Annotated in this window: 21 protein-coding genes; 14 read left to right on the forward strand and 7 right to left on the reverse strand. The window is 57.1% G+C overall.

Features of this window, described 5'->3' with window-relative positions:
• Window positions 1-246 precede the first annotated feature (246 nt).
• The 4 genes from BLT77_RS09775 to BLT77_RS09790 all read left to right on the forward strand — a co-directional run bounded on the left by BLT77_RS09775 (window position 247) and on the right by BLT77_RS09790 (window position 4,096).
• Window positions 247-873, forward strand: coding sequence for a glutathione S-transferase family protein (locus tag BLT77_RS09775; protein WP_090365090.1), 627 nt, complete (start codon window positions 247-249; stop codon window positions 871-873).
• Window positions 874-1,164: 291 nt separating this feature from the next.
• Entirely contained in the window at window positions 1,165-3,051 is a 1,887-nt protein-coding gene (locus BLT77_RS09780; protein WP_090365091.1) for a DEAD/DEAH box helicase, read from the forward strand.
• An 85-nt stretch (window positions 3,052-3,136) separates the two neighbouring features.
• Window positions 3,137-3,658, forward strand: coding sequence for a phosphatase PAP2 family protein (locus tag BLT77_RS09785; protein ID WP_090365092.1), 522 nt, complete (start codon window positions 3,137-3,139; stop codon window positions 3,656-3,658).
• Between the two features lie 9 nt (window positions 3,659-3,667).
• On the forward strand, window positions 3,668-4,096 hold the full coding sequence (locus BLT77_RS09790; RefSeq protein WP_090365093.1) for an HIT domain-containing protein: 429 nt from the start codon (window positions 3,668-3,670) through the stop codon (window positions 4,094-4,096).
• Window positions 4,097-4,100: 4 nt separating this feature from the next.
• On the opposite strand, the gene BLT77_RS09795 is transcribed toward BLT77_RS09790, so the two are convergent.
• A complete protein-coding gene (locus BLT77_RS09795; protein ID WP_090365094.1) occupies window positions 4,101-4,646 on the reverse strand; it encodes a YaeQ family protein in 546 nt (181 codons plus the stop codon).
• Window positions 4,647-4,819: 173 nt separating this feature from the next.
• On the opposite strand from BLT77_RS09795, the gene fkpA reads away from it, so the two are divergent.
• The 6 genes from fkpA (at window position 4,820) to BLT77_RS09825 (ending at window position 11,505) form a co-directional block, all read left to right on the forward strand.
• Complete coding sequence (gene fkpA, locus BLT77_RS09800; RefSeq protein WP_090365095.1) at window positions 4,820-5,611, forward strand: FKBP-type peptidyl-prolyl cis-trans isomerase; 792 nt, start codon at window positions 4,820-4,822, stop codon at window positions 5,609-5,611.
• Between the two features lie 78 nt (window positions 5,612-5,689).
• Entirely contained in the window at window positions 5,690-6,388 is a 699-nt protein-coding gene (locus tag BLT77_RS09805; protein ID WP_090365096.1) for an MOSC domain-containing protein, read from the forward strand.
• A 377-nt stretch (window positions 6,389-6,765) separates the two neighbouring features.
• A complete protein-coding gene (locus BLT77_RS09810; protein ID WP_090365097.1) occupies window positions 6,766-7,770 on the forward strand; it encodes a BMP family lipoprotein in 1,005 nt (334 codons plus the stop codon).
• Window positions 7,771-7,850: 80 nt separating this feature from the next.
• A complete protein-coding gene (locus BLT77_RS09815; protein WP_090365098.1) occupies window positions 7,851-9,428 on the forward strand; it encodes an ABC transporter ATP-binding protein in 1,578 nt (525 codons plus the stop codon).
• A complete protein-coding gene (locus tag BLT77_RS09820) occupies window positions 9,425-10,537 on the forward strand; it encodes an ABC transporter permease (RefSeq protein WP_090365099.1) in 1,113 nt (370 codons plus the stop codon). The genes BLT77_RS09815 and BLT77_RS09820 overlap by 4 nt, the downstream gene beginning before the upstream one ends.
• Before the next feature lie 2 nt (window positions 10,538-10,539).
• The gene (locus BLT77_RS09825; protein ID WP_090365100.1) at window positions 10,540-11,505 is read left to right on the forward strand and encodes an ABC transporter permease; all 966 of its coding nucleotides are present in this window, start codon (window positions 10,540-10,542) and stop codon (window positions 11,503-11,505) included.
• A 48-nt stretch (window positions 11,506-11,553) separates the two neighbouring features.
• Here the strand turns inward: BLT77_RS09825 and BLT77_RS09830 are convergent, their stop codons facing one another.
• Entirely contained in the window at window positions 11,554-12,741 is a 1,188-nt protein-coding gene (locus tag BLT77_RS09830) for a multidrug effflux MFS transporter (protein ID WP_090365101.1), read from the reverse strand.
• A 97-nt stretch (window positions 12,742-12,838) separates the two neighbouring features.
• On the opposite strand from BLT77_RS09830, the gene BLT77_RS09835 reads away from it, so the two are divergent.
• Entirely contained in the window at window positions 12,839-13,786 is a 948-nt protein-coding gene (locus BLT77_RS09835) for a LysR family transcriptional regulator (protein WP_090365102.1), read from the forward strand.
• A gap of 5 nt (window positions 13,787-13,791) precedes the next feature.
• Here the strand turns inward: BLT77_RS09835 and BLT77_RS09840 are convergent, their stop codons facing one another.
• A complete protein-coding gene (locus tag BLT77_RS09840; protein WP_143026605.1) occupies window positions 13,792-14,121 on the reverse strand; it encodes a hypothetical protein in 330 nt (109 codons plus the stop codon).
• 434 nt (window positions 14,122-14,555) lie between these two features.
• On the opposite strand from BLT77_RS09840, the gene BLT77_RS09845 reads away from it, so the two are divergent.
• Window positions 14,556-15,485, forward strand: a complete 930-nt coding sequence (locus tag BLT77_RS09845; RefSeq protein WP_090365104.1) for an adenosylmethionine decarboxylase — start codon at window positions 14,556-14,558, stop codon at window positions 15,483-15,485.
• A 14-nt stretch (window positions 15,486-15,499) separates the two neighbouring features.
• Here BLT77_RS09845 and BLT77_RS09850 read toward each other — a convergent pair whose 3' ends face one another.
• From BLT77_RS09850 to BLT77_RS09860, 3 genes are all read right to left on the reverse strand, one after another.
• Complete coding sequence (locus BLT77_RS09850; RefSeq protein ID WP_090365105.1) at window positions 15,500-17,041, reverse strand: GGDEF domain-containing protein; 1,542 nt, start codon at window positions 17,039-17,041, stop codon at window positions 15,500-15,502.
• A gap of 207 nt (window positions 17,042-17,248) precedes the next feature.
• Complete coding sequence (locus tag BLT77_RS09855; protein WP_090365106.1) at window positions 17,249-17,980, reverse strand: ferredoxin reductase domain-containing protein; 732 nt, start codon at window positions 17,978-17,980, stop codon at window positions 17,249-17,251.
• A 142-nt stretch (window positions 17,981-18,122) separates the two neighbouring features.
• Entirely contained in the window at window positions 18,123-18,470 is a 348-nt protein-coding gene (locus tag BLT77_RS09860; RefSeq protein ID WP_090365107.1) for a hypothetical protein, read from the reverse strand.
• Window positions 18,471-18,588: 118 nt separating this feature from the next.
• Between BLT77_RS09860 and BLT77_RS09865 the strand changes: the two genes are divergently transcribed.
• Together BLT77_RS09865 and BLT77_RS09870 are read left to right on the forward strand one after the other, a co-directional pair.
• A complete protein-coding gene (locus BLT77_RS09865; RefSeq protein ID WP_090365108.1) occupies window positions 18,589-18,984 on the forward strand; it encodes a (deoxy)nucleoside triphosphate pyrophosphohydrolase in 396 nt (131 codons plus the stop codon).
• Between the two features lie 93 nt (window positions 18,985-19,077).
• Window positions 19,078-19,980 (forward strand): 1,4-dihydroxy-2-naphthoyl-CoA synthase, encoded by a 903-nt coding sequence (locus BLT77_RS09870; RefSeq protein WP_090365109.1) that lies wholly within the window; start codon window positions 19,078-19,080, stop codon window positions 19,978-19,980.
• Between the two features lie 95 nt (window positions 19,981-20,075).
• Here BLT77_RS09870 and BLT77_RS09875 read toward each other — a convergent pair whose 3' ends face one another.
• Entirely contained in the window at window positions 20,076-22,271 is a 2,196-nt protein-coding gene (locus BLT77_RS09875) for an OmcA/MtrC family decaheme c-type cytochrome (protein ID WP_176819267.1), read from the reverse strand.
• Window positions 22,272-22,534: the final 263 nt, after the last annotated feature.

Below are 22,534 nucleotides of genomic sequence, written 5' to 3' on the forward strand. Positions count from 1 at the left end.
CCTTCTAGCCATCGCCTGCGATGTGACTCCGCTCGTCCCCCCTCCGTGGCCGAGCCAAGGCCCCCTATTTGAGAAACCTTGTCCGGTACGGCCCAACGCCAATGCTCATCTCCTACCCCGCTCAATCTCGGTATCGGTTGTACGACTCTGCCTCGACGGCCGTGGGCGCTTGAGCGATGCCCCTTGATGCCGCCGCCCTTTCCCTTTAGGTTAATTCTCACCAGACTCAGAGGAAAAGGACACCTTATGATCACCCTATACGGCTACCCCCACACCCGCTCGCTGCGAATCTCCTGGCTACTGGAAGAGCTGGGCCTGGATTGGGACTACTCGCTGGTGGACTTTAACCAGGGCGAGCATCGCTCGAAGGCGTTTCTGAGCATCAACCCGGCCGGCAAGGTGCCAGCCCTGACCGATGGTGAGTTGACCCTGGTTGAGTCCGGAGCCATCTGTCTGCACCTGGCACAAAAATACGGTCAGGGCCTGTTGCTTCCTCAACCCGGCAGCGATGCCAGCGCCCTGCACCATCAGCTGATGATCTTTGTCCTGTGTGAACTGGAACAACCGCTGTGGACCATAGGCAAACACAAATTTGCCTTGCCGAAAGATAAGCGCGTCAGTGCCGTCATCGACACCGCCTGCTGGGAGTTTGACAAGGCCTGCAAGCTGATCGAACCCTACCTGTCCGAGCAGGGATTCCTGCTCGGCGATCAGTTCAGCGTCGCCGACATACTGCTCACCCACACTCTCAACTGGGCCAGGGGATTCAAGCTGCCACTCTCTGAACGATTGGATGGCTATCGGACCAGAATCTCCGCCCGCCCCGCCCTGGCATCGGCGTTGGCAAAAGAGAGTGCCGTGCTGAAAAATTGAGCCAGCCCTAGGCGAACCAACCCGTACAAGTGACCACGGTGCGAAACTGTTTCAGTCTTTCCGCCTGTTTTTCGGGCGGAGGTCAACTTTGCCTGATGTTTTTTTCAACAAAACACTTGCAATTCCTTCCAAGAAGAGTAATATGCGCGCCCTCGGGATCACTCTCCCTATTGGGAGGCAATTAGCGCCAAACAACGTCTGCCGGCCAGGGCGGCTATATGGGTTGTTGGTTGGGCTAACGCCTCATTATTTTGTATCGCAGCGCATCTGCGACAACCTGATTGGATATACATGTCTGACACCACTATTGATTTTGCTGGCTTAAACCTGCCGGCACCTCTGCTTGCGGCCGTAACTGACCTGGGCTTTACCGCTCCTACGCCTATTCAAGCGCAAGCCATCCCCTTCATGCTGGAAGGCAACGACATTCTGGGCGAAGCCCAAACCGGTACCGGTAAAACCGCCGCATTCGGTCTGCCTGCATTGGCAGGTCTGGATCCAAGCAAGCGCCATGTGCAGATGCTGGTTCTGGCTCCTACTCGCGAGCTGGCTATCCAGGTAGCAAAATCTTTGGAAGAATTTGCCGTAAACCTGAAAGGTTTGCGCCTGACTACCCTGTACGGTGGTCAGCCTTACGGTCCTCAGTTGCGCGATCTTGAGCGTGGAGCTCAGGTTGTTGTGGCCACCCCGGGCCGCCTGATGGACCACATTCGTCGCGGTAGCCTCGATCTTGAAAACGTAAAGTGCTGCGTTTTGGACGAAGCTGACGAAATGCTCAACATGGGCTTTCTGGAAGACATCGAGTGGATTCTGGAGCACCTGGACGACAGCGCCCAAATGGCCCTATTCTCCGCCACCATGCCTCAGCAGATCCGTCGAATCGCCAACCGATTCCTGAAAGATCCTAAGCACGTTAAGATCGCCTCTAACGAGAACACTAAGGCCAACATCACCCAGAAAGCCTGGAAGGTGACCGGTGTTTCCAAGCAGACCGCCCTGGAGCGTCTGGCTGAAACCCTGCCTTACGATGCCATGATCGTGTTCGTTCGTACCCGTGGCGACACCGTCGATCTGGCCGCACACCTGAATGGCCTGGGCTTCCGCGCCGCCGCCCTGAACGGTGACATGAGCCAGCAGCAACGTGAACACACCGTTGCCCAGCTGCATAAAGGTAAGATCTCCATTCTGATCGCCACCGACGTAGTCGCCCGTGGTCTGGATGTGCCTCGCATCACTCACGTAGTGAACTACGATTTGCCGATGGACTCCGAGTCCTATGTGCACCGTATCGGCCGTACCGGCCGTGCAGGCCGCGAAGGTGAGGCGATTCTGTTTGCCCGCCCACGTGAAATGCGTCTGCTGCGCAACTACGAGCGTCAGACCAAAGGCACCATTGCTCCAATGGACCTGCCCAGCGCCGAAGAACTGGGACGCCACCGTGTTGGCCGTCTGCAGGAAGAGCTGGTCAAGTGCGTTGAAGAACGTGACCTGAACGAGCTGAAAGAGATGCTCACCGATATGGCAGAAAAGACCGAGCAGGACATCCTGAGCCTGGCCGCCGCCCTGCTGTTCGAGCGTCAGCGCAAGAAGCCGCTTAAGCCTAAGCCGGATCCAGAGCCTCGTTTCGAGCGTCGCGAACGTGGCGATCGCCCGGATCGCGGTGAGCGTCGCGAGCGAGGTCCACGTCGTGAGAACATCAACTTCGATACCTACCGCCTGGCTGTAGGTAAAGAGCACGGTGCTCAGGTGAAGGACATCGTCGGCGCCATTGCCAACGAGTTGCAGATGGAAAGCCGCCTGATTGGTCAGATTCGCCTGTTCGACGGCCACACTCTGGTGCAGCTGCCGGCCGACATGCCTCCTTATGCCAAAAACGATCTGCGTAAAGTGCGCATCCGCAACCGTCAGATCGACGGCCAGGTGACCAACGAGCAGATTCCACCACGCCCAGAGCGCGATGGCGATCGCCGTCCTCGCCGTGAAGGTGAATTCCGCGGTAACCGTGATGGCGAACGTCGCCCACGTCGTGAAGGTGAATTCCGAGGCAGCCGTGATGGCGAGCGTCGCCCACGTCGTGACGGAGACTTCCGTGGTCGCCGTGATGGCAACCGTGAAGGTGGCCAACGTCGTGAAGGTGGCCATCGCGGTCAGCGTCCACAGCGTGATTTCAATAATTAAGCCACTGTTTTAGCATCGGCTTTCTTTAGCTGATGCACAGGGTCTGATAAGCTGCCGTCCTTTATAGGACGGCAGCTTTTTTTGTATGAAACCCTGGATTTTTGCGTTTACCCTGCTTCTCAGCAGCCAGGCTCACGCCTCATTTACCGAAACCAGCAGCGATGTACTGGAGCTGGCTTTGCCGGCTGCCGCCGCCTCCATCGCCTACTTTGCTGAAGACGACACCGACGGCCTGTGGCAACTGGGCTACAGCCTGGGGGCCACCACCCTGACCACCTACGGACTCAAGGCCCTGGTGAACAAAGAGCGCCCGAATGGCGAGGACAACGACGCCTTTCCCAGTGGCCACGCTGCCATTACCTTCAGCGCCGCCGGCTTTCTGCAACGGCGTTATGGCTGGCACTACGGCCTCCCCGCCTACCTGCTGGCCAGCTACACCGGTTACGCCCGGGTTCAGACAGACAATCACGAAGTGGTGGATGTGCTGGCAGGAGCGGCGATCGGCATGGCCTTCAACTATTTTCTGGTTAGCCCCCACCCCAGCGTAGCCATCAGTCCATACTATGACGGTGACACCGCCGGCTTAGTGGGCCAGGTCCGTTTTTAGGAGAGTACGATGTTCCAACTGCATGAAAGACTGGCGCAGGACTCTGTGCTGGTGGGCGAACTGCCCCTGTGTCAAATTCGTCTGGCCAAAGACGCCCGTTACCCCTGGCTGATTCTGGTGCCCAAACAAAATGGCACCCGTGAACTTCATCAACTGACCGCCGACGCCCAGCAGCAGTTGATGAAAGAGTCGTGCAGCGTTGCCGCCATCATGGAGCAACACCTGACACCGGATAAAATCAATGTCGCCTCACTGGGCAACGTGGTTGAGCAGTTACACCTGCATCACGTCGCTCGCTTCCAGCAGGATGATGCCTGGCCGGGTCCCATCTGGGGGGCCCATCCGGGCGTGCTGGAGTCAGAACAGCAACTGCAGGACAAGCGACGCCAGTGGCAACAGTGGCTGGCGCCGCTGGAACGGTTTAAACCGGCGCCCTAAATCCCTACTGGGACTTCTGCCGACACTCGGGCTCAATGCTGATAGAGCCCGATTCGGTGGACAACAGACACTGGCCATCCATAATGTTGGCCTGCAGCTTAATGTTGCGCCCGGCCAGTTCCGCCAGGGCATTGAAGTCCACATCACTCAGGCTCCAGACACTCAGGTTGTCCTGGCGACTGAGATTGGCCTGGTTTTGCTGCCACCACACCTTGGCGGAACGTTCGCCATAGTTAAACAGCACCACCTGCTTGGCACGACCACAGGCCTTCTTCAGCCGCTTTTCATCCGGCTGCCCCAGTTCAATCCACAGCTCAATCTCACCGGCGTCATTTTTCAGCCACAACTCGGGCTCATCGTCGGCGCATAAGCCCTTGGTAAACTCCAGCCGCTCCTCGGCGTAAAGGCACCAGGCCAGCAAGCGCACCATCAGGCGACCGTCGGTTTCAGATGGGTGGCGGGCCAGGGTCAGGCTCTGATTCAGATATTGATGGCGGTCCATATCCGCCAGTTCGACGTGGGCTTTAAACACCGTCGCTTTTAGAGCCATGATCGGGCATCCAGTTTCAGTTCAGAATAATCCGGTATTGTACCCCCAAATATTTCTTTTTGAGTGGGAACCCGCAGGTAATTTTTCTGTCTTATGTGCTGATTTCCTTAACAACCCTTGCATAATCAAGGCTGAGCCCTAATAGTAGATGGGACATTTTTCCGGAGAATCCAATGCGTACTCTATTTAAGATCGGCCTGGTTAGCGCGGCCGTGGCTCTGGCAGGTTGCCAGGAGCAAGCCAAAACCGAAGAAGTAAAAGCTGATGCGGCGCCGGCGACCACCGAATCCCAGCAGTGGGCCAATGAAGATCAAAAGACCGCTTATGCCCTGGGCGCCTCTTTTGCAGCCAACCTGGCTCAAAGCTTCGACCAGCTGAAAGAGTTGGACATCGTCATCGACAACGCCACCGTTCTGGAAGGCATCAAAGCCGGCCTGGAAGGCAACAGCAAGATGACCGAAGAGCAGTTAGCCGAAACCCTGCAGGCGTTTGACGCCCGCATCGCCAAGGTTGCTCAGGAAAAAGAAGCCGCGGAAGCCCAGGCTGCCAAAGCCGAAGGCGAAGCCTTCCTGGCCGAGAACGCCAAAAAAGAAGGCGTTAAAGTCACCGAATCCGGCCTGCAGTACAAAGTCCTCACCGAAGGTGAGGGCGCCATGCCTGTGGCCGCCGACACCGTCGAGGTGCACTACCGTGGTACCCTGATTGACGGTACCGAGTTTGACTCCTCCTACAAGCGCGGTGAGTCAATCAGCTTCCCGCTCAATGGGGTGATCAAAGGCTGGACCGAAGGCCTGCAGCTGATGACCGTTGGCTCCAAGTACGAGCTGTACATCCCGTCTGAGCTGGCCTACGGCGAGCGCGGTGCCGGCGCATCCATTCCTGGCAACGCCGCCCTGGTGTTTGAAGTGGAACTGCTGAGCATCCCTTCTCAGGAAAAGAGCAATACCGGCCAGGAACAGCACTAAACCTGCAACAACAAAAAAGGCGCCTTGGGGCGCCTTTTTTTATCTCCTTTACGCCTTACCATCCTCTAGGGAGCATCCATGTCTGTCACCCTCTACAGCGGCAAAAGTGCCGCCTTTGGCGCCGAAACCAGTGCCATCCACAAAACCGCCATCAGCCTGCCCCGATACTGCTCCCCCCTCGGGTTGGCCGAAGATGAGGTGGCCGATCCCCGCTTTCATGGCGGTAGCGAGCGGGCACTGCACTACTACCCGGCCGAGCATTACCCGTTCTGGGAACAGATGTGGCAGTCGCTGGCTCTGACTCCCAGCCCGACCCCGTTTCAGGGCGGTGCCTTTGGTGAAAACCTGTCGGAAACCGGCTGGACCGAGCGCAATGTCTGCATCGGCGACCGCTTCCGGTTGGGTGAGGTGTTACTGGAAGTCAGCGAACCCCGCTGCCCCTGCCACAAAATCAATACCCGCTTTAACTACAGCCAACTGGCGATGCTGGTGCAGCTGACCGGGCGCAGCGGTTGGTTTTTCCGGGTCATTACTCCGGGCGAAATCAAGCAGGGCGACAGCCTGAAGCGGGTGCATCAGGATGAGCGCAGCCTGAGCGTGGCACGCTGCATGGAGATTCTCTATGGGCAGCAGCGCCAGCCCGAGCAGCTAAAACGCCTGACGGAGCACCCTAAATTGACTCAGGTGTGGCAAAATCACGCCATAAAATGGCTAGAAAACGAACAGGCCGCAGACTGGAGCCGACGCCTGTTCGGTCACCCGACAACCAGCCAATGAACCTTATTTAGCCGTTGAGTTGAGTTTGTGCTCAAATTCAACTTAGCGGCGACTCAAAAAAGCAGAACTTCGTTTTAAACTCTCAAAACTGTCGCTAACACAACTGGCAAAAATCCCGTTCATCCAACCTAATCAGTGACTTTTTTCGTAATATTACCACGAATGGCGTTTTTTCCGTCAGCCACTTTCAAACCAAAAATCTCGCCAAATCGCGCACTTTTCGAACGAAAGGCAAAAATAACGTGACTCAAGTCACACAAGCCAAGCTAAGTTAAACACGCTGCTTGAAGCAAGGGTGGGGACGTTATAAGCCTGTCACATCAACTTTTATGACTGAAAGTTGCTAAAAGAAAATTACTACAATTCGCGAGGACTTGATGATGAAAGCAATTGCCTCTACTGCCGCGGCAGTAACTCTGGCTCTGACCTCCTTTGTCGCCGGGGCAGTAGACTTTAAGCCTGCTGTAGCCTATGACGTCACTGGTAAGTACGACAAATCCTTCAACCAAGCCGTATTTGAAAATGGTGTGACCAAATTCAACAACGACAAAGGCCTGAAGATCCGTGAGTTCGAACCTGCCAACGACGCCCAGCGCGAACAGGGTCTGGAGCGCCTGGCAAAGCGTGGCTTCACCCCCATCGTCGTTGTCGGTTTCATGTACGGCACCGCCCTGGAAAAAGTGGCTAAGAAGTACCCTGAAACCGAATTTGTAATCATCGATTCTGTAGTAGACCTGCCAAACGTTAAATCCATCGTGTTTAAAGAGCACGAAGGGTCTTTCCTGGTAGGCGCGCTGGCAGCCATGAAGTCTGAATCCAAGAAGCTGGGCTTCGTAGGTGGCATGGATATCCCTCTGATCCGTAAGTTCGCTTGTGGTTATGAGCAGGGTGCCAAGTTCGTCAGCAAAGACGCCGAAGTATTCCAGAACATGACCGGTTCTACCGTTGCGGCCTGGAACGATCCAGCCCGTGGCTCCGAACTGGCCAAGTCTCAGTTCACCAAGGGTGCTGACGTTGTCTTCGCCGCTGCAGGCGGTACCGGTGTGGGTGTTTACCAGGCCGCGAAAGACGAAGGCAAATTCGCCATCGGTGTAGACTCCAACCAGAACTACCTGCACCCAGGCGTGATGCTGACCTCCATGGTTAAGCGCGTCGGTCTGGCCACCTACTCCATGTTTGAAGACTACCAGAACGGCAAGTGGGAACCTGGTATCCACGCCAACGGCCTGAAAGAAAATGGCGTTGACTGGGCACTGGATGACTACAACCGCTCCTTGGTTACTCCAGAGATGGAAAAGCAGTTGACTGCCATCTCCGACAAGATCAAGTCCGGTGATATTGTTGTTCATGACTACATGAGCGACAACACCTGTAACTACTAAGTTACTGCTCCAAGCCCGGGGGCCACGCCCCCGGGTTTCCCCTCCCTGCATCTCAGCCAGATCGCAAAGAGAACTCTGCTATGTCAGACCGAACTGAAAAACCGTTCGCCCTGGAACTGCGTGGCATCGATAAACGTTTTGGCGCTGTACACGCCAACGATCATATCGACCTGCAGGTCCCCGCGGGGACTATCCACGGCATCATCGGCGAAAACGGCGCCGGCAAATCCACTCTGATGAACATCATCTACGGTTTCTATGAAGCCGATAAAGGTGACATCCTGGTGGACGGTAAAAAGTGTGAAATCAAAACCTCGAGGCTGGCGATCGCCGCCGGCATCGGCATGGTGCACCAGCACTTTATGTTGGTGGACAATTTCACGGTATTGGAAAACGTCGTTCTGGGCGCCGAGGAAGGTGCTTTATTGGCAGGGAGCCTGAGCAAAGCCCGTAAAGAACTGGCGCGTCTCGCCAAAGAATATCAACTGGATGTGCCTCTCGATGCGGTTGTCGAAGACCTTCCGGTAGGCCTGCAGCAGCGGGTGGAGATTCTTAAGGCGCTGTATCGCGGCGCCCGCATTCTGATTCTGGATGAACCCACCGGGGTTCTGACACCTCAGGAAACCGATCACCTGTTCCGAATTCTGGACGCCCTGCGCGACCAGGGGGTCACGGTACTGCTGATCACCCACAAACTGAGGGAAATCCTGGCTGCCACCGACAATGTATCGGTTATGCGCCAGGGGGCCATGGTTTCTCACGTGGTTACCAAAGAGACCAACAAGGAAGAGTTGGCTGAACTGATGGTAGGCCGCAAGGTTCGCCTGAAAGTGGACAAGGAAACCGCCAAGCCCAAGCAGACTCTGCTCAAGACCGAAGACCTGACGGTGGTCGACGATCGTGGTGTGGAACTGCTGAAGAAGGTCAATATCGACCTCAAGGCCGGCGAAGTGGTCGGCATTGCCGGCGTCTCCGGCAATGGCCAGTCTGAGCTGATGGAAGTGCTCAGTGGCCTGATGACGCCCACCAGTGGCCAGGTCACCATTGGTTCTACCGTCATCGATGCCCAGCACCCCAGCGATCCGAAAGCGGTTCGCGAACTGGGTGTGGCCCACGTACCGGAAGATCGCCTCGCCATGGGTCTGGTGAAGCCATTTACCGCGAAAGAATCCGCCCTGTTGGGCTATCACGAGCAGAATAAGTACAACGGCGCTGTTCTGACCAAAACCAAGGTCATTGAATCCGAGTGCAGCCGCCTGATGGACGAATGGGACGTGCGTCCGCGCAACCCGAATCTGCGAAGCTCTCTGTTCTCCGGTGGTAACCAGCAAAAGCTGATCATCGCCCGTGAAGTCGACCAGAACCCAGACGTGCTGCTGGTGGGTCAACCTACCCGGGGCGTGGATATCGGCGCCATCGAATTCATCCACAAGCGGCTCATCGAGCTGCGCGACGAAGGCAAAGGGGTCCTGCTGGTCTCCGTTGAGCTGGATGAAGTACTGTCCCTGTCCGATCGCATCATCGTGATGTTTGACGGCCAGGTCGTAGGCGAAGTGGCCGCCGACAAAGCCAATGAACGGATTCTGGGCATGATGATGGCTAACGTCATCCCTGATGAACTGAAACAGGCCGATAAGGCCGAAGGAGATGCAGCGTGAGCGACTCCAAAATGCCGGCATGGGCCAACGTAGGCCTGATGCCGCTGCTGAACGTAACAATGGCATTTGCCGTTTCCGCCCTGGTGTTCCTGTTCATCGGCATCGATCCGATCGAAGCCGCTGAAGTGATGCTGTACGGCGCCCTGGGCTACGAAGAGGGTATCGGCTATACCCTGTTCTACGCCACCAACTTCATCTTTACCGGCCTGTGTGTGGCACTGGCGTTCTCCGCCGGCCTGTTTAACATCGGTGGTGAAGGTCAGGCGTACATCGGTGGTCTGGGCGTGGGTCTCGCCTGTCTGGCCCTGGATGCCAGCCTGCCGTTCTGGGCGCTGCTGCCCATCACCATGATCGCCAGTATGCTGTTTGGTGCCCTGTGGGCACTGATTCCGGCGTACCTTCAGGCCTACCGTGGCTCCCACATCGTGATCACCACCATCATGTTCAACTTCATCGCCTCGTCGCTGATGGTGTACCTGATGGTCAACGTGCTCAAGCTGGACGGTCAGATGGCCCCGGTATCACGGATCTTCGAACAGAGCGCACAGCTGCCGTTTATGCATGAGATTCTCGGATGGTTTGGCATCGAGTTTGAAGCTTCCCCCCTGAATCTGTCGTTCATCATCGCCCTGCTGGCCGGCGTGTTCCTGTGGGTCCTGCTGTGGCACACCCGTTGGGGCTTTGCCATTCGCGCCCTGGGCAGCAACCCGACCGCAGCCCGTTATGGCGGCATCGATCCCAAGAAGCTGACGGTGATCGTCATGCTGATCTCCGGCGCCCTGGCTGGCCTAGTGGGCATCAACGAAGTGCAGGGCTACAGCGGCCAGCTGAAGCTGGACTTCGTTGCCGGCTACGGTTTCACCGGTATCGCCGTCGCCCTGATGGGACGTGGCCACCCGGTAGGCATCATCCTGGCCTCCATCCTGTTTGGTTTGTTGTTCCAGGGCGGCGCCGAACTGGCGTTTGAGTTCCCGGAACTGGACCGCAACATCGTGGTGGTGGTACAGGCACTGGTGATTCTGTTCTGTGGTGCCCTTGAGTACATGCTCAAGCCGTACCTGGAGAAAGGCTTTGCCATGATCACTCCCAAAGCTCAGGCGGAGGCATAACCATGTTTGAGAATATCATTCTGATTCTGGACGCCACCCTGCGGGTATCCACTCCACTGCTGCTGGCTGCCATGGCCGGCATGTTCTCCGAGCGAAGCGGTGTGGTTAACATTGCCCTGGAAGGCAAGATGCTGTCTGCGGCCTTTGCGGCGGCAGCCACCGCCTCGGTTACCGGCAGCGTCTGGCTGGGTCTGCTGGCGGCAATTTTTGTCGCGGTCTGCATGTCGATGATTCACGCCTTTGCCTCCATCACCCACAATGGTGATCAGGTGGTCTCCGGTGTCGCCATCAACATTCTGGCGGCCGGCCTGACCATCACCCTGGGCCGTTACTGGTTCGGACTCGGTGGCCAGACCCCGACCCTGACCGACGAGCAGCGTTTCAACCCGATCCACTTCCCGTTTGCCGACACTCTGGCAGACGTTCCGGTGATTGGTGGCATCTACTCGACCCTGCTCTCCGGTCATAACCTGCTGGTGTATGGCGCCTTTGCTCTGGTACCCGTGTGCTGGTGGATTCTGTACCGCACCCGCTTTGGTTTGCGTCTGCGAGCGGTGGGTGAAAATCCACATGCGGTAGACACCGCCGGTATCTCCGTGGCCTGGTTGCGTTACCGCGCCCTGATCATCGCCGGCATCCTGTGTGGTATCGCCGGAGCTTACCTGTCCACCGGACAGAACGCCGGCTTCGTGCCCAATATGAGTGCTGGTAAAGGCTTTATCGCCCTGGCGGCGCTGATCTTCGGTAAGTGGCGCCCGGTAACCGTGATGCTCGGCTGTTTGCTGTTTGGCTTCCTGGATGCCGTTGCCATCCGTCTGCAGGGTGTGTCTCTGCCGGGCATTGGCGAAGTACCGGTTCAGGCCATTGAGGTACTGCCTTACATCCTGACCGTACTGCTGCTGGCCGGCTTTATCGGCCGCTCTGTGGCTCCGAAAGCCGTCGGCACCCCGTACGTGAAATCTCGCTAAGACGACATTGTCATGAAACAAAAACGGCGCCCCGAGGGCGCCGTTTTTTTAGGCCTGTGCCGAAACAGGCCGCATCATCTCCCGTCCCCGGGTCAACCTGCAGACCAGCACCCAGACCAGGGGCAGTGCCATCATCAACGACAGTTGCTCCACCGCCGTCAGGCCACTGGCGCCGAAGACCCCGACCACAATCGCCGCACCGGTCATCTGGAACAATCCCAGCAATGCCGAGGCGGTACCGGCACGATCGCCAAAGGGGGCCAGCGCACTGCCGGCACAGATGGCTATCAGGAACGAGAACGCAATGCTGGCAACGAACACCGGCCCCATGAAGGCCAGCGGCTGCATCGACCCTCTCAGGCTGTATTCAGCCACACCGGCCGCCGCCATCAGCATCACCCCCAGCCACAGAGAACGTTTCTGGCCGACGATGCCCACCATTTTCGGCGCGGTAAAGGCAGCGATAATGTTGACCAGAGCGTTACAGCCAAACCAGATGGCGTAGCTCTGTGCATCCAGCCCCAGTTCCACCATCAAACGGGTAGGCGACTGCGATACATAGCCGATGATCATCGCCATCCCCAGCATGGCCAGCACCGCATAGAAACGGAAGGTTGGCACCGACACCACGCTCATATAACGGCTCAGGGACAACAGGCGGCCTTCTGAGCGAGTTTCTGCGGGACGGGTCTCCGGCAACATCAGCCACAGCAACAGGCTTACCAGAGCACCGTAACCGGCCATAAACCAAAAGTTGGACGCCCAGCCCCACCAATGGGTCAGCAAGCCGCCCAGCAGGGGCGCCGCAGCCGGAACAATGCAGATTACCCCGTTGAGGTAGCTGAACATCGGCTTGGATCGTTCGGCGCCAAAGTAATCCCGAACCCCAGCAAACGCCGCCACCGACAGGGCGCAAGCGGCAAACCCCTGCCCCAAGCGCGACAGCATCAACATCGAATAATCCGTTGCCAGCGCCGCCATGGCCGAGGTCGCCACATACAGCAGGGTTCCCACCAGCGCCACCGGACGGCGACCATAGCGATCCGCCAGCGGTCCGGCCACCAACTGACCGGCCCCAAACGCCAGCATAAACATCGGCAAACTTTGTTGCACCCAGGCAACGGGCACCGACAGCGCCTCGGCCATCTGTGGAATCGCGGGTAAAAAGATGTCTATGGCCAATGGTGAAAACAACACCATCATCATAAACAGCGGCAATGGATTTCTTAAGCGCATGCAAACTCCTACTTGATGATGGCGTCTATTGTAGGGGCTGCTGGATATGAATTAAAATGACGAATAATCCTAACCGGATAGTCTCAACAGGAATATCATGCTGCGCCATACCGATCTGAATCTGCTCAGAATTTTGCTGACCCTGATGGAGGAACTCAGTGTTTCCCGCACCGCCGATAAACTGTGCCTGACTCAGTCCGCCGTCAGTAAACAGCTGTCCCGGTTGCGCCAGCAACTCGGCGATCCCCTGTTTGTCCGCCATCCAAAAGGGTTGACCCCAACGCCAAGGGCCCGCTCTCTGGAACCTCGAATCAGACAGTGGTTGGCCATGGCCGACGACATACTGGAACCTCAGGGCTTTGACCCCCACACCAGCCAGCGACGATTTCGACTGGCCATGACCGAAACCTGCTTCGCCACCCTGCTGCCACGCTTTCTGGGCCCATTGATGAGCGAAGCCCCGGGCATCATGCTGGAAACCAAAACCTGGGATTCTGTGGGCCTGGATAAACTCTGCAAAGGCGAAGTGGATCTGGCGATCTTTCCCAGAGACAACGACCCCAGATCACCGCACCCGTTTCACGTCTCCAGCCTGCCAAAACAGCTGGAGAGCATTGAGCTCAACCGGGACGATCATGTCTGTCTGGTACACCGGCAGCATCCGGTGTTAAAAAAGCGCTGGGATCTGGAGCAATACGTCGGCCTGACGCATCTGAAAATAGAGTGTGAAGGCAGTGATTCCTGGTTGTTGGATCAGGTATTGGCGGAAACCGGTCACCATCTGGATGCGGCCATGCGAACCTCCGACTTCTACTCTGCCGCCCTGCTGTGTCAACACAGTGAACTGGCCTTTACCTGTACCCGAAGTTTTGCCGATCGAGTCTGCAGCACTCACCAACTGGTGCAACTGCCCCTGCCATTAAAAATGGCACCATTGAGCAACCTTCTGGGCTGGCCAGAACACCTGACCAAGGATCCGGCCCATCGCTGGCTCAGGGAGTTCATTGTTCATCGCAGCCTGGCAGACGACCTGCCGCTTGCCTGAGCGGATCAATGCTCACAAGAGCGGGTAGCGCAGGAGACTGGCGCAGAACTGCGTTGCTGTACCTGTGTCGGATGCAGTTGATCCACTGTAACAATCAAAGTTCGGGAAGCCAGGTCCTCCCGAATCTGCACCGCACCATTGCCGTAGCGCTCCGCTTCCTGGTACAGCGACAGCAACGACTGGCCTGACGCCTGCCATTGGCCCTCATACTGCCATACCAGTCGGCACTGGCCTTCACTGCAGCGCTGCTCGGTCAGCACCGGTTGAACGTCAGCCCAGGCCAAAGAGGCTGGCACCAACGCCAGCCCCACCACTACACTCATCCTGTGTTTCATCAAGGCTCCTCCCCGAATCTTCCCCCTCCCATGGCCTGTTGGCCGGCTATCCGCTAACCTCAGTAATCAATGTGCGATTTTCATGACCGTCGAATGACAGATTTATGGCCGTGAGTCGGGTAACCACGTCCATTAAGTCTAGGCCAGGGCCATGAGCCACACTGAAAATTTGTGTATAATCCGGCCCCATTGCCATTTGGGCATAGGCTCTCCCCGGCCGTAGCCATCGCAGCTAGCGGCTTTTTGGGGAAGTGAACAAGAAATATGGGGAGGTGGCTCCGTCTGGCGGCCTGGCTGAAACAACCAATGCTTAACCGTTTCATTCAGACCCCAAAAGGAACACCAAACTTGTTGAGGGGAGGCAGAAGCCTTCTGCTAATCCGGTTTTATTGCTCCCAACATGGGGCAGTCCTTCAACAGGAGTAAAACACGTAATGCAATTTTTTGAAGGTTCTGAAAAGAAAATCGAGGTGGTTCTCCAACCCGGTCAACCTTCTTTGCGGCAGCTGGAGCAGCCGTTCTGGCACCAGATCGTTGCCAAAGCCAATGCCACCATTTTGTCGTCCGTGCACAACGAGCACTGTGATGCTTACTTACTCAGTGAGTCGAGTCTGTTTGTCTGGGACGATCGCTTCCTGATGCTGACCTGTGGTACCACCACCCTGGTGGATGCGGTCGTCAGTTTTCTGGATCGCTTTCCTAAGCAGCAGCTGGCCATGCTCAGTTACCAGCGCAAAAACGAATACCAGTCCCATCTGCAGAAAAGCTCTTTCGAGCAGGATCTTCAGGCGCTGAACCAGCATCTGGACGGTTGTTGCTATCAGCTCGGCTACCTGGATGGTCACCACAACTACGTTTACCACCTGGATCGCCCCTTTGAGCCGCCTCAGGATGATGCCACGGTCGAGCTGCTGATGTACCACATCAATGGTGACGCCGCCGCCTACCTGCGCAGTAACAACCAAAGCCTGGAGGGGATACGCCAACGACTGAACTGGTCGCAGTTGCTGCCGGCGTTTGATGTGGACGACTTCCTGTTTGAGCCCTTTGGCTACTCCATGAACGCCATCAACGGTGACCGTTACGCCACCATGCACATCACGCCACAAGAAAACAGCTCCTACGTGAGTTTTGAAACCAACCTGCCTCAGCAGGAGGCTCAACAGGTATTGGGACACCTGCTCGGCACGCTGCAACCGGACAGCTACGACCTGATCAGCTTCAACCAGGAGCAGTTCCTCGATCATCAACCCGGTGTCGTCTGCATCGATCAGGCCCAGCAGGATCTCAGTTGCGGCTACCGAATGCGCTTCCAGCATTTCGTCAAACCTGCCTCCGCCTGTCGCAGCGCTACCCGGCTCTGAGCCAGCCCGCAGGATCAGGCTTTCTGATTCTGCGGAGCCTCGGCCCGCATTCGCCATAATTTTACCCGATTCTTACCCTGCTGCTTGGCCAGATAGAGTTGCTGGTCGGCGATGCGAATTAACTGCTCAAAATTATTGAACTGCTTCCCGAGATCGACCCCTGGGTCCACCAAGGCCACGCCGATGCTGGCAGTAAGGTGGCGCTTAATCACGGCCGTGCTTTTATTCAGCACTTCCACATGGTGACGCAGCGACTCCGCCAGCTTCTCCATGGTATCCGGCTGTATCTCCACATAGATAATGCAAAACTCCTCACCGCCGTAGCGACAGGCGATGTCCTCGCCACGCCTGGCCACCCGCTTGATCTCGCGAGCCACCGCCATCAGGCACTCGTCGCCGGCCTGGTGGCCAAACTCATCGTTGTAGGCTTTAAAGTCGTCGATATCCAACATCAACACGGCGCCGCCGTAACGAGCCCGGCATAACCGGCGCCACTCCCGCTCACAGAAGTAATCCAGACCTCGGCGATTGGCCAACCCGGTCAGGGCATCGGTCTGGCTGAGATCCTGCAGTTGCTGACGCTGCTTTTCGACACGGGAGATCAAACCATTAAAAGCATTCAACAGGTGTCGAAACTCTTCCACATACAGCTTTACCGGCAACTTTCGGTAATGCTGCTCCCGCTCCATCTGCCGCAACTGGGCGCTGCCAAACTCAATAGGAGTGACAAACACGCGCCATAATAGGAAGTTAGTGGCGGGCAACAGCACCAGCAACAGCGCGAAGGCGATCCACTCCCGCTTCTCCACGCCCCGGCTTACCATGGCGGCATGCTCAATGGTGATCACCCAGCCCCCCCGGGACAGGGCATCATTTAACAACAGGTTGCGAACCTGCTGCGGTTCATCAAACCCGCTGATCTCAAACAAACGGGGCAGAGTCTGATCGTCGATGGTGGCCGCCCTGACCTCGACCCGAATACCCAAACGATCGAACAGCTGAGCCATCTCTGCCCGGGGCAGTGGTTTGAGCAGCAGCAGGTATCCCAGGCTGCATCCCAGTCCCCGCCCAGCACACACGGTAGAAGCACTGAAGCTGTATAACTGGTTTCCGGAGCGCAGCAGTCCCGTGCGCTCCATGGCCGTCTCCGGCAGCATCGCCGGCATTAACCGGGCTCTCACATAGGGAGCCCCCGCCGCCAACAGGGGAAACTGTTCCGCCACCAGTGGCTCGCGGGCACTGAACCCTGTCAATGACAAATCCGGCTGATACAGCAACGCCACCTCTTCGCCCCGGCTGAAGGTCAGCGGCGCGGGTTGCCCCGCCAACACCAGCGACGCCCAATCGCGATAGCCGGGAGACGCCGCCAGTTCGGTCACCACCATCTGTTGCTGAGTCAGCCACTGCTGCACCGTCAGGGTTTCATGCCACTGCAGCGCCGCCACCTCCCGCTCCAGCATAGGGATGATCACCAGAGTCCGCAGCAGCCAATAACTGGCCACCAGCACCAACACCAACACCATGGACAGCAGCAACGCCAGACGCTTCAGGGTCATTAACCAGCCTTACGACGACAACAAAACCTCAGGCACTGAAACCGCAAATTCAGCGAAAAGCAACCCTCCCGGATCCCCTCTCGCGGGGAAAACCAGACAGTTCCTCAGCCTGTACCAATGTTATAAAGTGTGGCACGTTCACTGATTTTTGGCACAAAAATGAATAACAACGCCACCTCAATGATGGCGTTGATGTTAAGGAGGAAATCAGGCGTTAAGGGTGCGGGGCTGGTAGAAGTCCTGATCGGCCAGCAGGTTGGTGCGGCAGAAGCCGGCCAGCTCCATTCGAGCGATGGTCGCATCGACCATGGTCGGGGAACCGGTCATCACCACCCTGGCACGACGGCGCTCCAGCGGGGTCATCCAGGACAGGCGTTTTAGTGCCACATCCACCACGTAGCCTTCGCTGTTGCTCCACCCCAGAGGTGGCTGCTCCAGGGTCAGATCAGCCATAAATCTCGGATCCGTCAGCCATTGCTCCAGCAGCGGCAGTTCAAACAACTCCTGCTCATCTCGCCCCCCCCAGCAGAGATACACCGGCTGCGCCGATCCGGAGGCCAGGCGAGCCTCGATCAGACTGCGCGACTGGCTGACACCACAACCAGCTGACAACACCACCAGGGGATCGTTATCCCAGTCAGGCTGGTAACTTACCTGGCCATCCACCAGAATCGGCACCTCTTTGCGACTGGTCAGGGTTTCAATCACCTGATGGCAGGCCGCACCGTCGGCAAAGTGCTGAATGTATAACTCCAGCTCACCGTCGGGAACCGGGCAGTTGGCCATGGAATAGGGCACACACCAACCGTTATCCAGGCAGATCTCAACGTACTGGCCCGCGGTGGCTGACAATGGCTGTTGCGGCTGGAGGCGGACGTGATATACGTCCTGGTTGACCCGCTGTGCACTGACAACGGTGGCAGTGGTCGGCTGCATCATGACACCTTAATGAGTTACGTTTTTCAGCAGTCTAAACCTCCGTCAGAGCCGCTGCACAGGGGCAACGCCAACAGTGTGATCCAGCTCGGAAGCTGGAATCGTGGCAGGGGAATACCCCGCCCACACTGTGATCCCACTCTCTCTACTGGCCGGAAAAGTAACTGCCGATCTCCACCACCAGTACATAGGGGGCCGCACTGAGGAAAGGGATCAGGCTAGCCAGCATCACCTTCCACGCCGGCCAGCCACATCGATTCTGATGCAAGGCATAAAACAGGCCATAGAGGAAAAACGCCGGATACAGCAACACGGTCACCGACACATAATAACGCAGCAGCATCAGTGGCAACTCAGTCAGCGTCGACGGCAGGCTGAAATCCACCACCCCGAGGGCCATCAACCAAAACATCATCTGAATGCCCAGAGGCAGATATAGGCACGCAATCCAGACTTTCAGCCATGGGCGGCTGAGATCCCTATCCTGGGTCATGAGTTGAGCTCTCCTTACTCGAGACCTTCCCTTGTGGGAAGGTCATTGAATTCCTGATTGAATACTACCAAACTGAGGCTGTTTTTGTTGACTCGCGCCACTCGAATAAGGTCCCTCAATGCTTAATGTCGCCTGTGCCCTCATCTTCGATGGCCACAAACTACTGCTGACCCGCCGCCACCCCAACAGCAGCCAGGGGGGCTTGTGGGAGTTTCCCGGCGGTAAGCAGGAGCCGGGGGAGAGCCTGCAGCAGGCGCTGGCCAGAGAGTTGATGGAGGAGTTGACCATCACCCAAGCCATTGGCCCGAGCCTGGGCTACAACGAGCATCACTACGGCAGCAAAGGCGTGCGTCTGCATGGATTTTTGTGCCACTGGCGGCCGCAACCCATCAAACTCACCGGCAGCCATGACCAATGGCAGTGGGTCGCTCCCAGGCAGGTGGATACCACCACCCTGGCCCCGGCCGACCTGCCGCTGCTGGACGCCCTTATCAACGCATTACCGCAGGAATAAAGTCACAGCCTGACCATACTCCTCATTTCCGCCATTGACCTTAATCGGCTTTCCGCCTAGCCTTTGGCGCAGATAAATCAGAAGGGTATCTCCATGAGCAACGCGGTTTCCGATATCTTTGACCCCTCCCTATGGGAAGAGGTCGAAGGCTTTAACTTCGAAGACATCACCTACCACAGAGCCAAAGATCAGGGCACAGTACGGATCGCCATCGATCGCGCCGACTGCCTCAACGCTTTTCGTCCCAAAACCGTTGATGAGCTCTATGTCGCTCTGGATCACGCCCGCCAATGGTCTGATGTCGGTTGTGTGCTGCTGACCGGAAACGGCCCCTCAGCCAAAGGCCAGTGGGCATTCTCCTCCGGTGGTGATCAGCGCATTCGCGGCAAGGATGGCTACAAGTACGAAGGCGAGGAAGCCGGCAAGGCCGACGTGGCTCGCATGGGCCGTCTGCACATTCTGGAAGTACAGCGCCTGATCCGCTTTATGCCTAAGGTAGTCATTGCGGTCGTTCCCGGGTGGGCGGTCGGCGGCGGCCACAGCCTGCACGTGGTGTGCGATCTGACTCTGGCCTCCAAAGAGCACGCGGTCTTTAAGCAGACCGATCCAGACGTAGCCAGTTTTGACTCCGGCTACGGCTCCGCCTACCTGGCCAAGATGATCGGCCAGAAACGGGCGCGGGAGATCTTCTTCTGCGGCTTCAACTACAGCGCCGACGAAGCCTTTGATATGGGTATGGTCAACCGCTCGGTGCCGCACACCGAGCTGGAAACCGAAGCGCTACGCTGGGCCCGGGAGATCAACTCCAAGTCCCCCACTGCCATGCGCATGCTCAAATACGGCTTCAACCTGCCCGATGACGGCCTGGTGGGCCAGCAACTGTTTGCCGGCGAAGCCACTCGACTGGCCTATGGCACCGCCGAAGCCCAGGAGGGGCGTGATGCCTTCCTGGAAAAACGGGACCAGGACTTCTCCGATTTCCCCTGGCATTACTAACCCCCATGTGAAAAAGGCCGCCCAGTGGGCGGCTTTTTTTTAAGAAAAAAAGCGCCCTAACGGGCGCTTTGGGTCACTGCAAGTAATGATGATACTTAGAGTTTGTGCCCATGATGGGCCATCACCTTCTCAGGTGTGTGGCACACGGCACAGGCTTCCTGAGCTGCCTGGGCCTGAGCCTTATCGTCACCGAAATAGCCGCCGTTGCTGACCATATGAGACATGGCAGCATCGGACAGGTACTTCTGGTGGCAACTCATGCAGGCTCCCACGTCCGGAGAGGCGTACCAGGTCTCGGCCACATCCTTCTCGGTGACGGTGCTGGGTACGACCAGCGCAGCGCCGGCATTACGACCCAATTCAAAGCCATAATCCAGACCACCCCATCCCTGCTCCGCTGAGTGGCAGGTCATGCAGTCGGTCTTGAGCAGGGTGCCACTGCCACCATGGCCATTATCATGGCCCTGGGCCTTGTGGGCCTTGTACATAAAGCTGGAAGACTTCATGTAGCCTGTGGGTTGATGATCCACCTCCACATCCACCAACTTCTTGTCGTTGGTGTGGCAAGCGATACAGTTCACCCCGTTGGAGTCATGGTAGAACTCCTTGGAGTGACAACCAAAGCAACTGGCCTCATCGACGATGCCCCGGCGCTCTGGCACTTGGGCGCCAGCATCCCCCAGAATGGTGCGCACAGGCTCACTCTGCACATAAGCAGGGTAGGCATCATCGCTGCTGCAATCGGTACGCACAGAGCTGTTGTCCTCGAAACACACCTTCACCAAAGGCAGGATCTCCAGGGTTCTCTGGTTGATATCCGCGGGCAGATCCAGGGTATAGGTAATGTCTCGCTTCACCTTCTCGGTGGTGACATGGAAGGTGCCATCGGCATAGGTCGTTGAGCCATCACCCTTGAGGCTGAAACGGCGGTGCTCATAGGTAGTGCCCTCGCTGAAGTCGGCGCCTTCCAGAGTCACCGACTGTTCAGGGTAGTCTTTCTCCACATCCCAGCTCACCACCATGTAGGGGTTAGAGTAGCCCTGCTGGTAGACCTCGTCGATGGTCACCAGTCCCCCTTCTGAGTCAGTCACCTGAACATCAAACTCCAGCAGGTTTTCTGCGTTAATCTGGATGTTGGAGACCGTTACCTGGTAGCCTGCAGCCGCGTCATAGGGGGCGCCATGCTGGCGGTGATCCACACCACTATGGCAATCGGTACACACCAGCTCCGGGTTCTTGGCTGAGCTGTGCTGTACCGGGCTGTCGGTATGGCAGCCAGTACAAGCATTGGCATTGGCGTCTTTCAGCCACAGATCCGCATCGGCCAGAGACCCATCCTCGACGTGACAGACGGTGCAATCCATAAAGGGCTTGGTGGGGAAAGCGGGGTAATCGAAGGCGTGAGCGCCGTGATAGCCCGAAACAGTGTAAGGCATCGGCACGACATTACCCTGTTCGTCCTTACCTTGACGACTGGGCCCCATATGGATGGCGTGAACCATATGCCCCAGCTCCACCGAGACACCCTCGGGATCAGACACCACGCCGTTGTGGCAGGACTGGCAGTTCTCCAGATCCAGGCGCCGTCCACCGTGGGCCTTGAGGCTATCCGGCTGGTGACAGGTGTAGCAGGTCTCCATAGACAGCAGTTGCCGGGTCTCCACCCCCTCCTGGGTTCCACTGGCAGGAGTCCAGTCATAGTGCGCGTTTTCAGCCAGTTCATGGCCGGAGTCATACTCAAACTGCATCTCGATGGCCAGCCTCTGGGTCAAGGCTGGGTCAAAGGTCACACCGGCGGGGTCATCCCACTGCAGCAGATCGGCGTGGAACTTATAGGTGTAGCTGCCATCGAGGTTGTCCTGCAGACAATCCGGGCAGTCTTTCAGTTTTTCAAAACCCTGCTCAAACGTGGTACCGGCGTCATTGGTGGTCTCATTAAGCAGTGACTGCCACTGCTTGAGGTCGCCATCTACGGTCAACTGAGCCACTGAAAAGCGGAAATCGTGGAAGGGGTTATGGCCATCCAGGCCAAACAGGCCAACCCCCTGTGAATTGGTCAGCTCAAAATCAACAGTGATGATACCGTCGTCATAGCTTGCCCCTTTTATCTGGGCGATGGCTTCTTGGGCCATGTCAATATGCAGCCCAACACTGCCCGGATCCCCGGGATCCCCCGGCTGTCCTGGATTACCAGGCTGACCATCCTTACCATCGTCTCCGTCCCCACAACCGCCCAACATCAGGGCAGAGGCGATCAACAGCGCCAAGGGTGCCTTAGGTGTTTTCATCATTATCATTCTCCGTAAAACCATCATCTCCGTGGTCGTAGCCATGGTATTGAGCCTGACGATTACCGAAGTTGACCAAGGTCACCCTGAATCAGCCGCAGCGCAACAGCATGCAAAGCCAATACCGTTCGGGAAAACAAGGGGTTTAAACTGACCAAAATAAAAAAACAGGCAATTGCCGCCAACCTTCCCCCGCAAAATGGAGTAATAACCAAATCCTAAAAAACGAATTATCAAATGTCGATTTTAGGAATACTGGGTTTTGA

Origin of the sequence: Ferrimonas sediminum (assembly GCF_900100175.1) — a bacterium.
Lineage (GTDB): Bacteria > Pseudomonadota > Gammaproteobacteria > Enterobacterales > Shewanellaceae > Ferrimonas > Ferrimonas sediminum.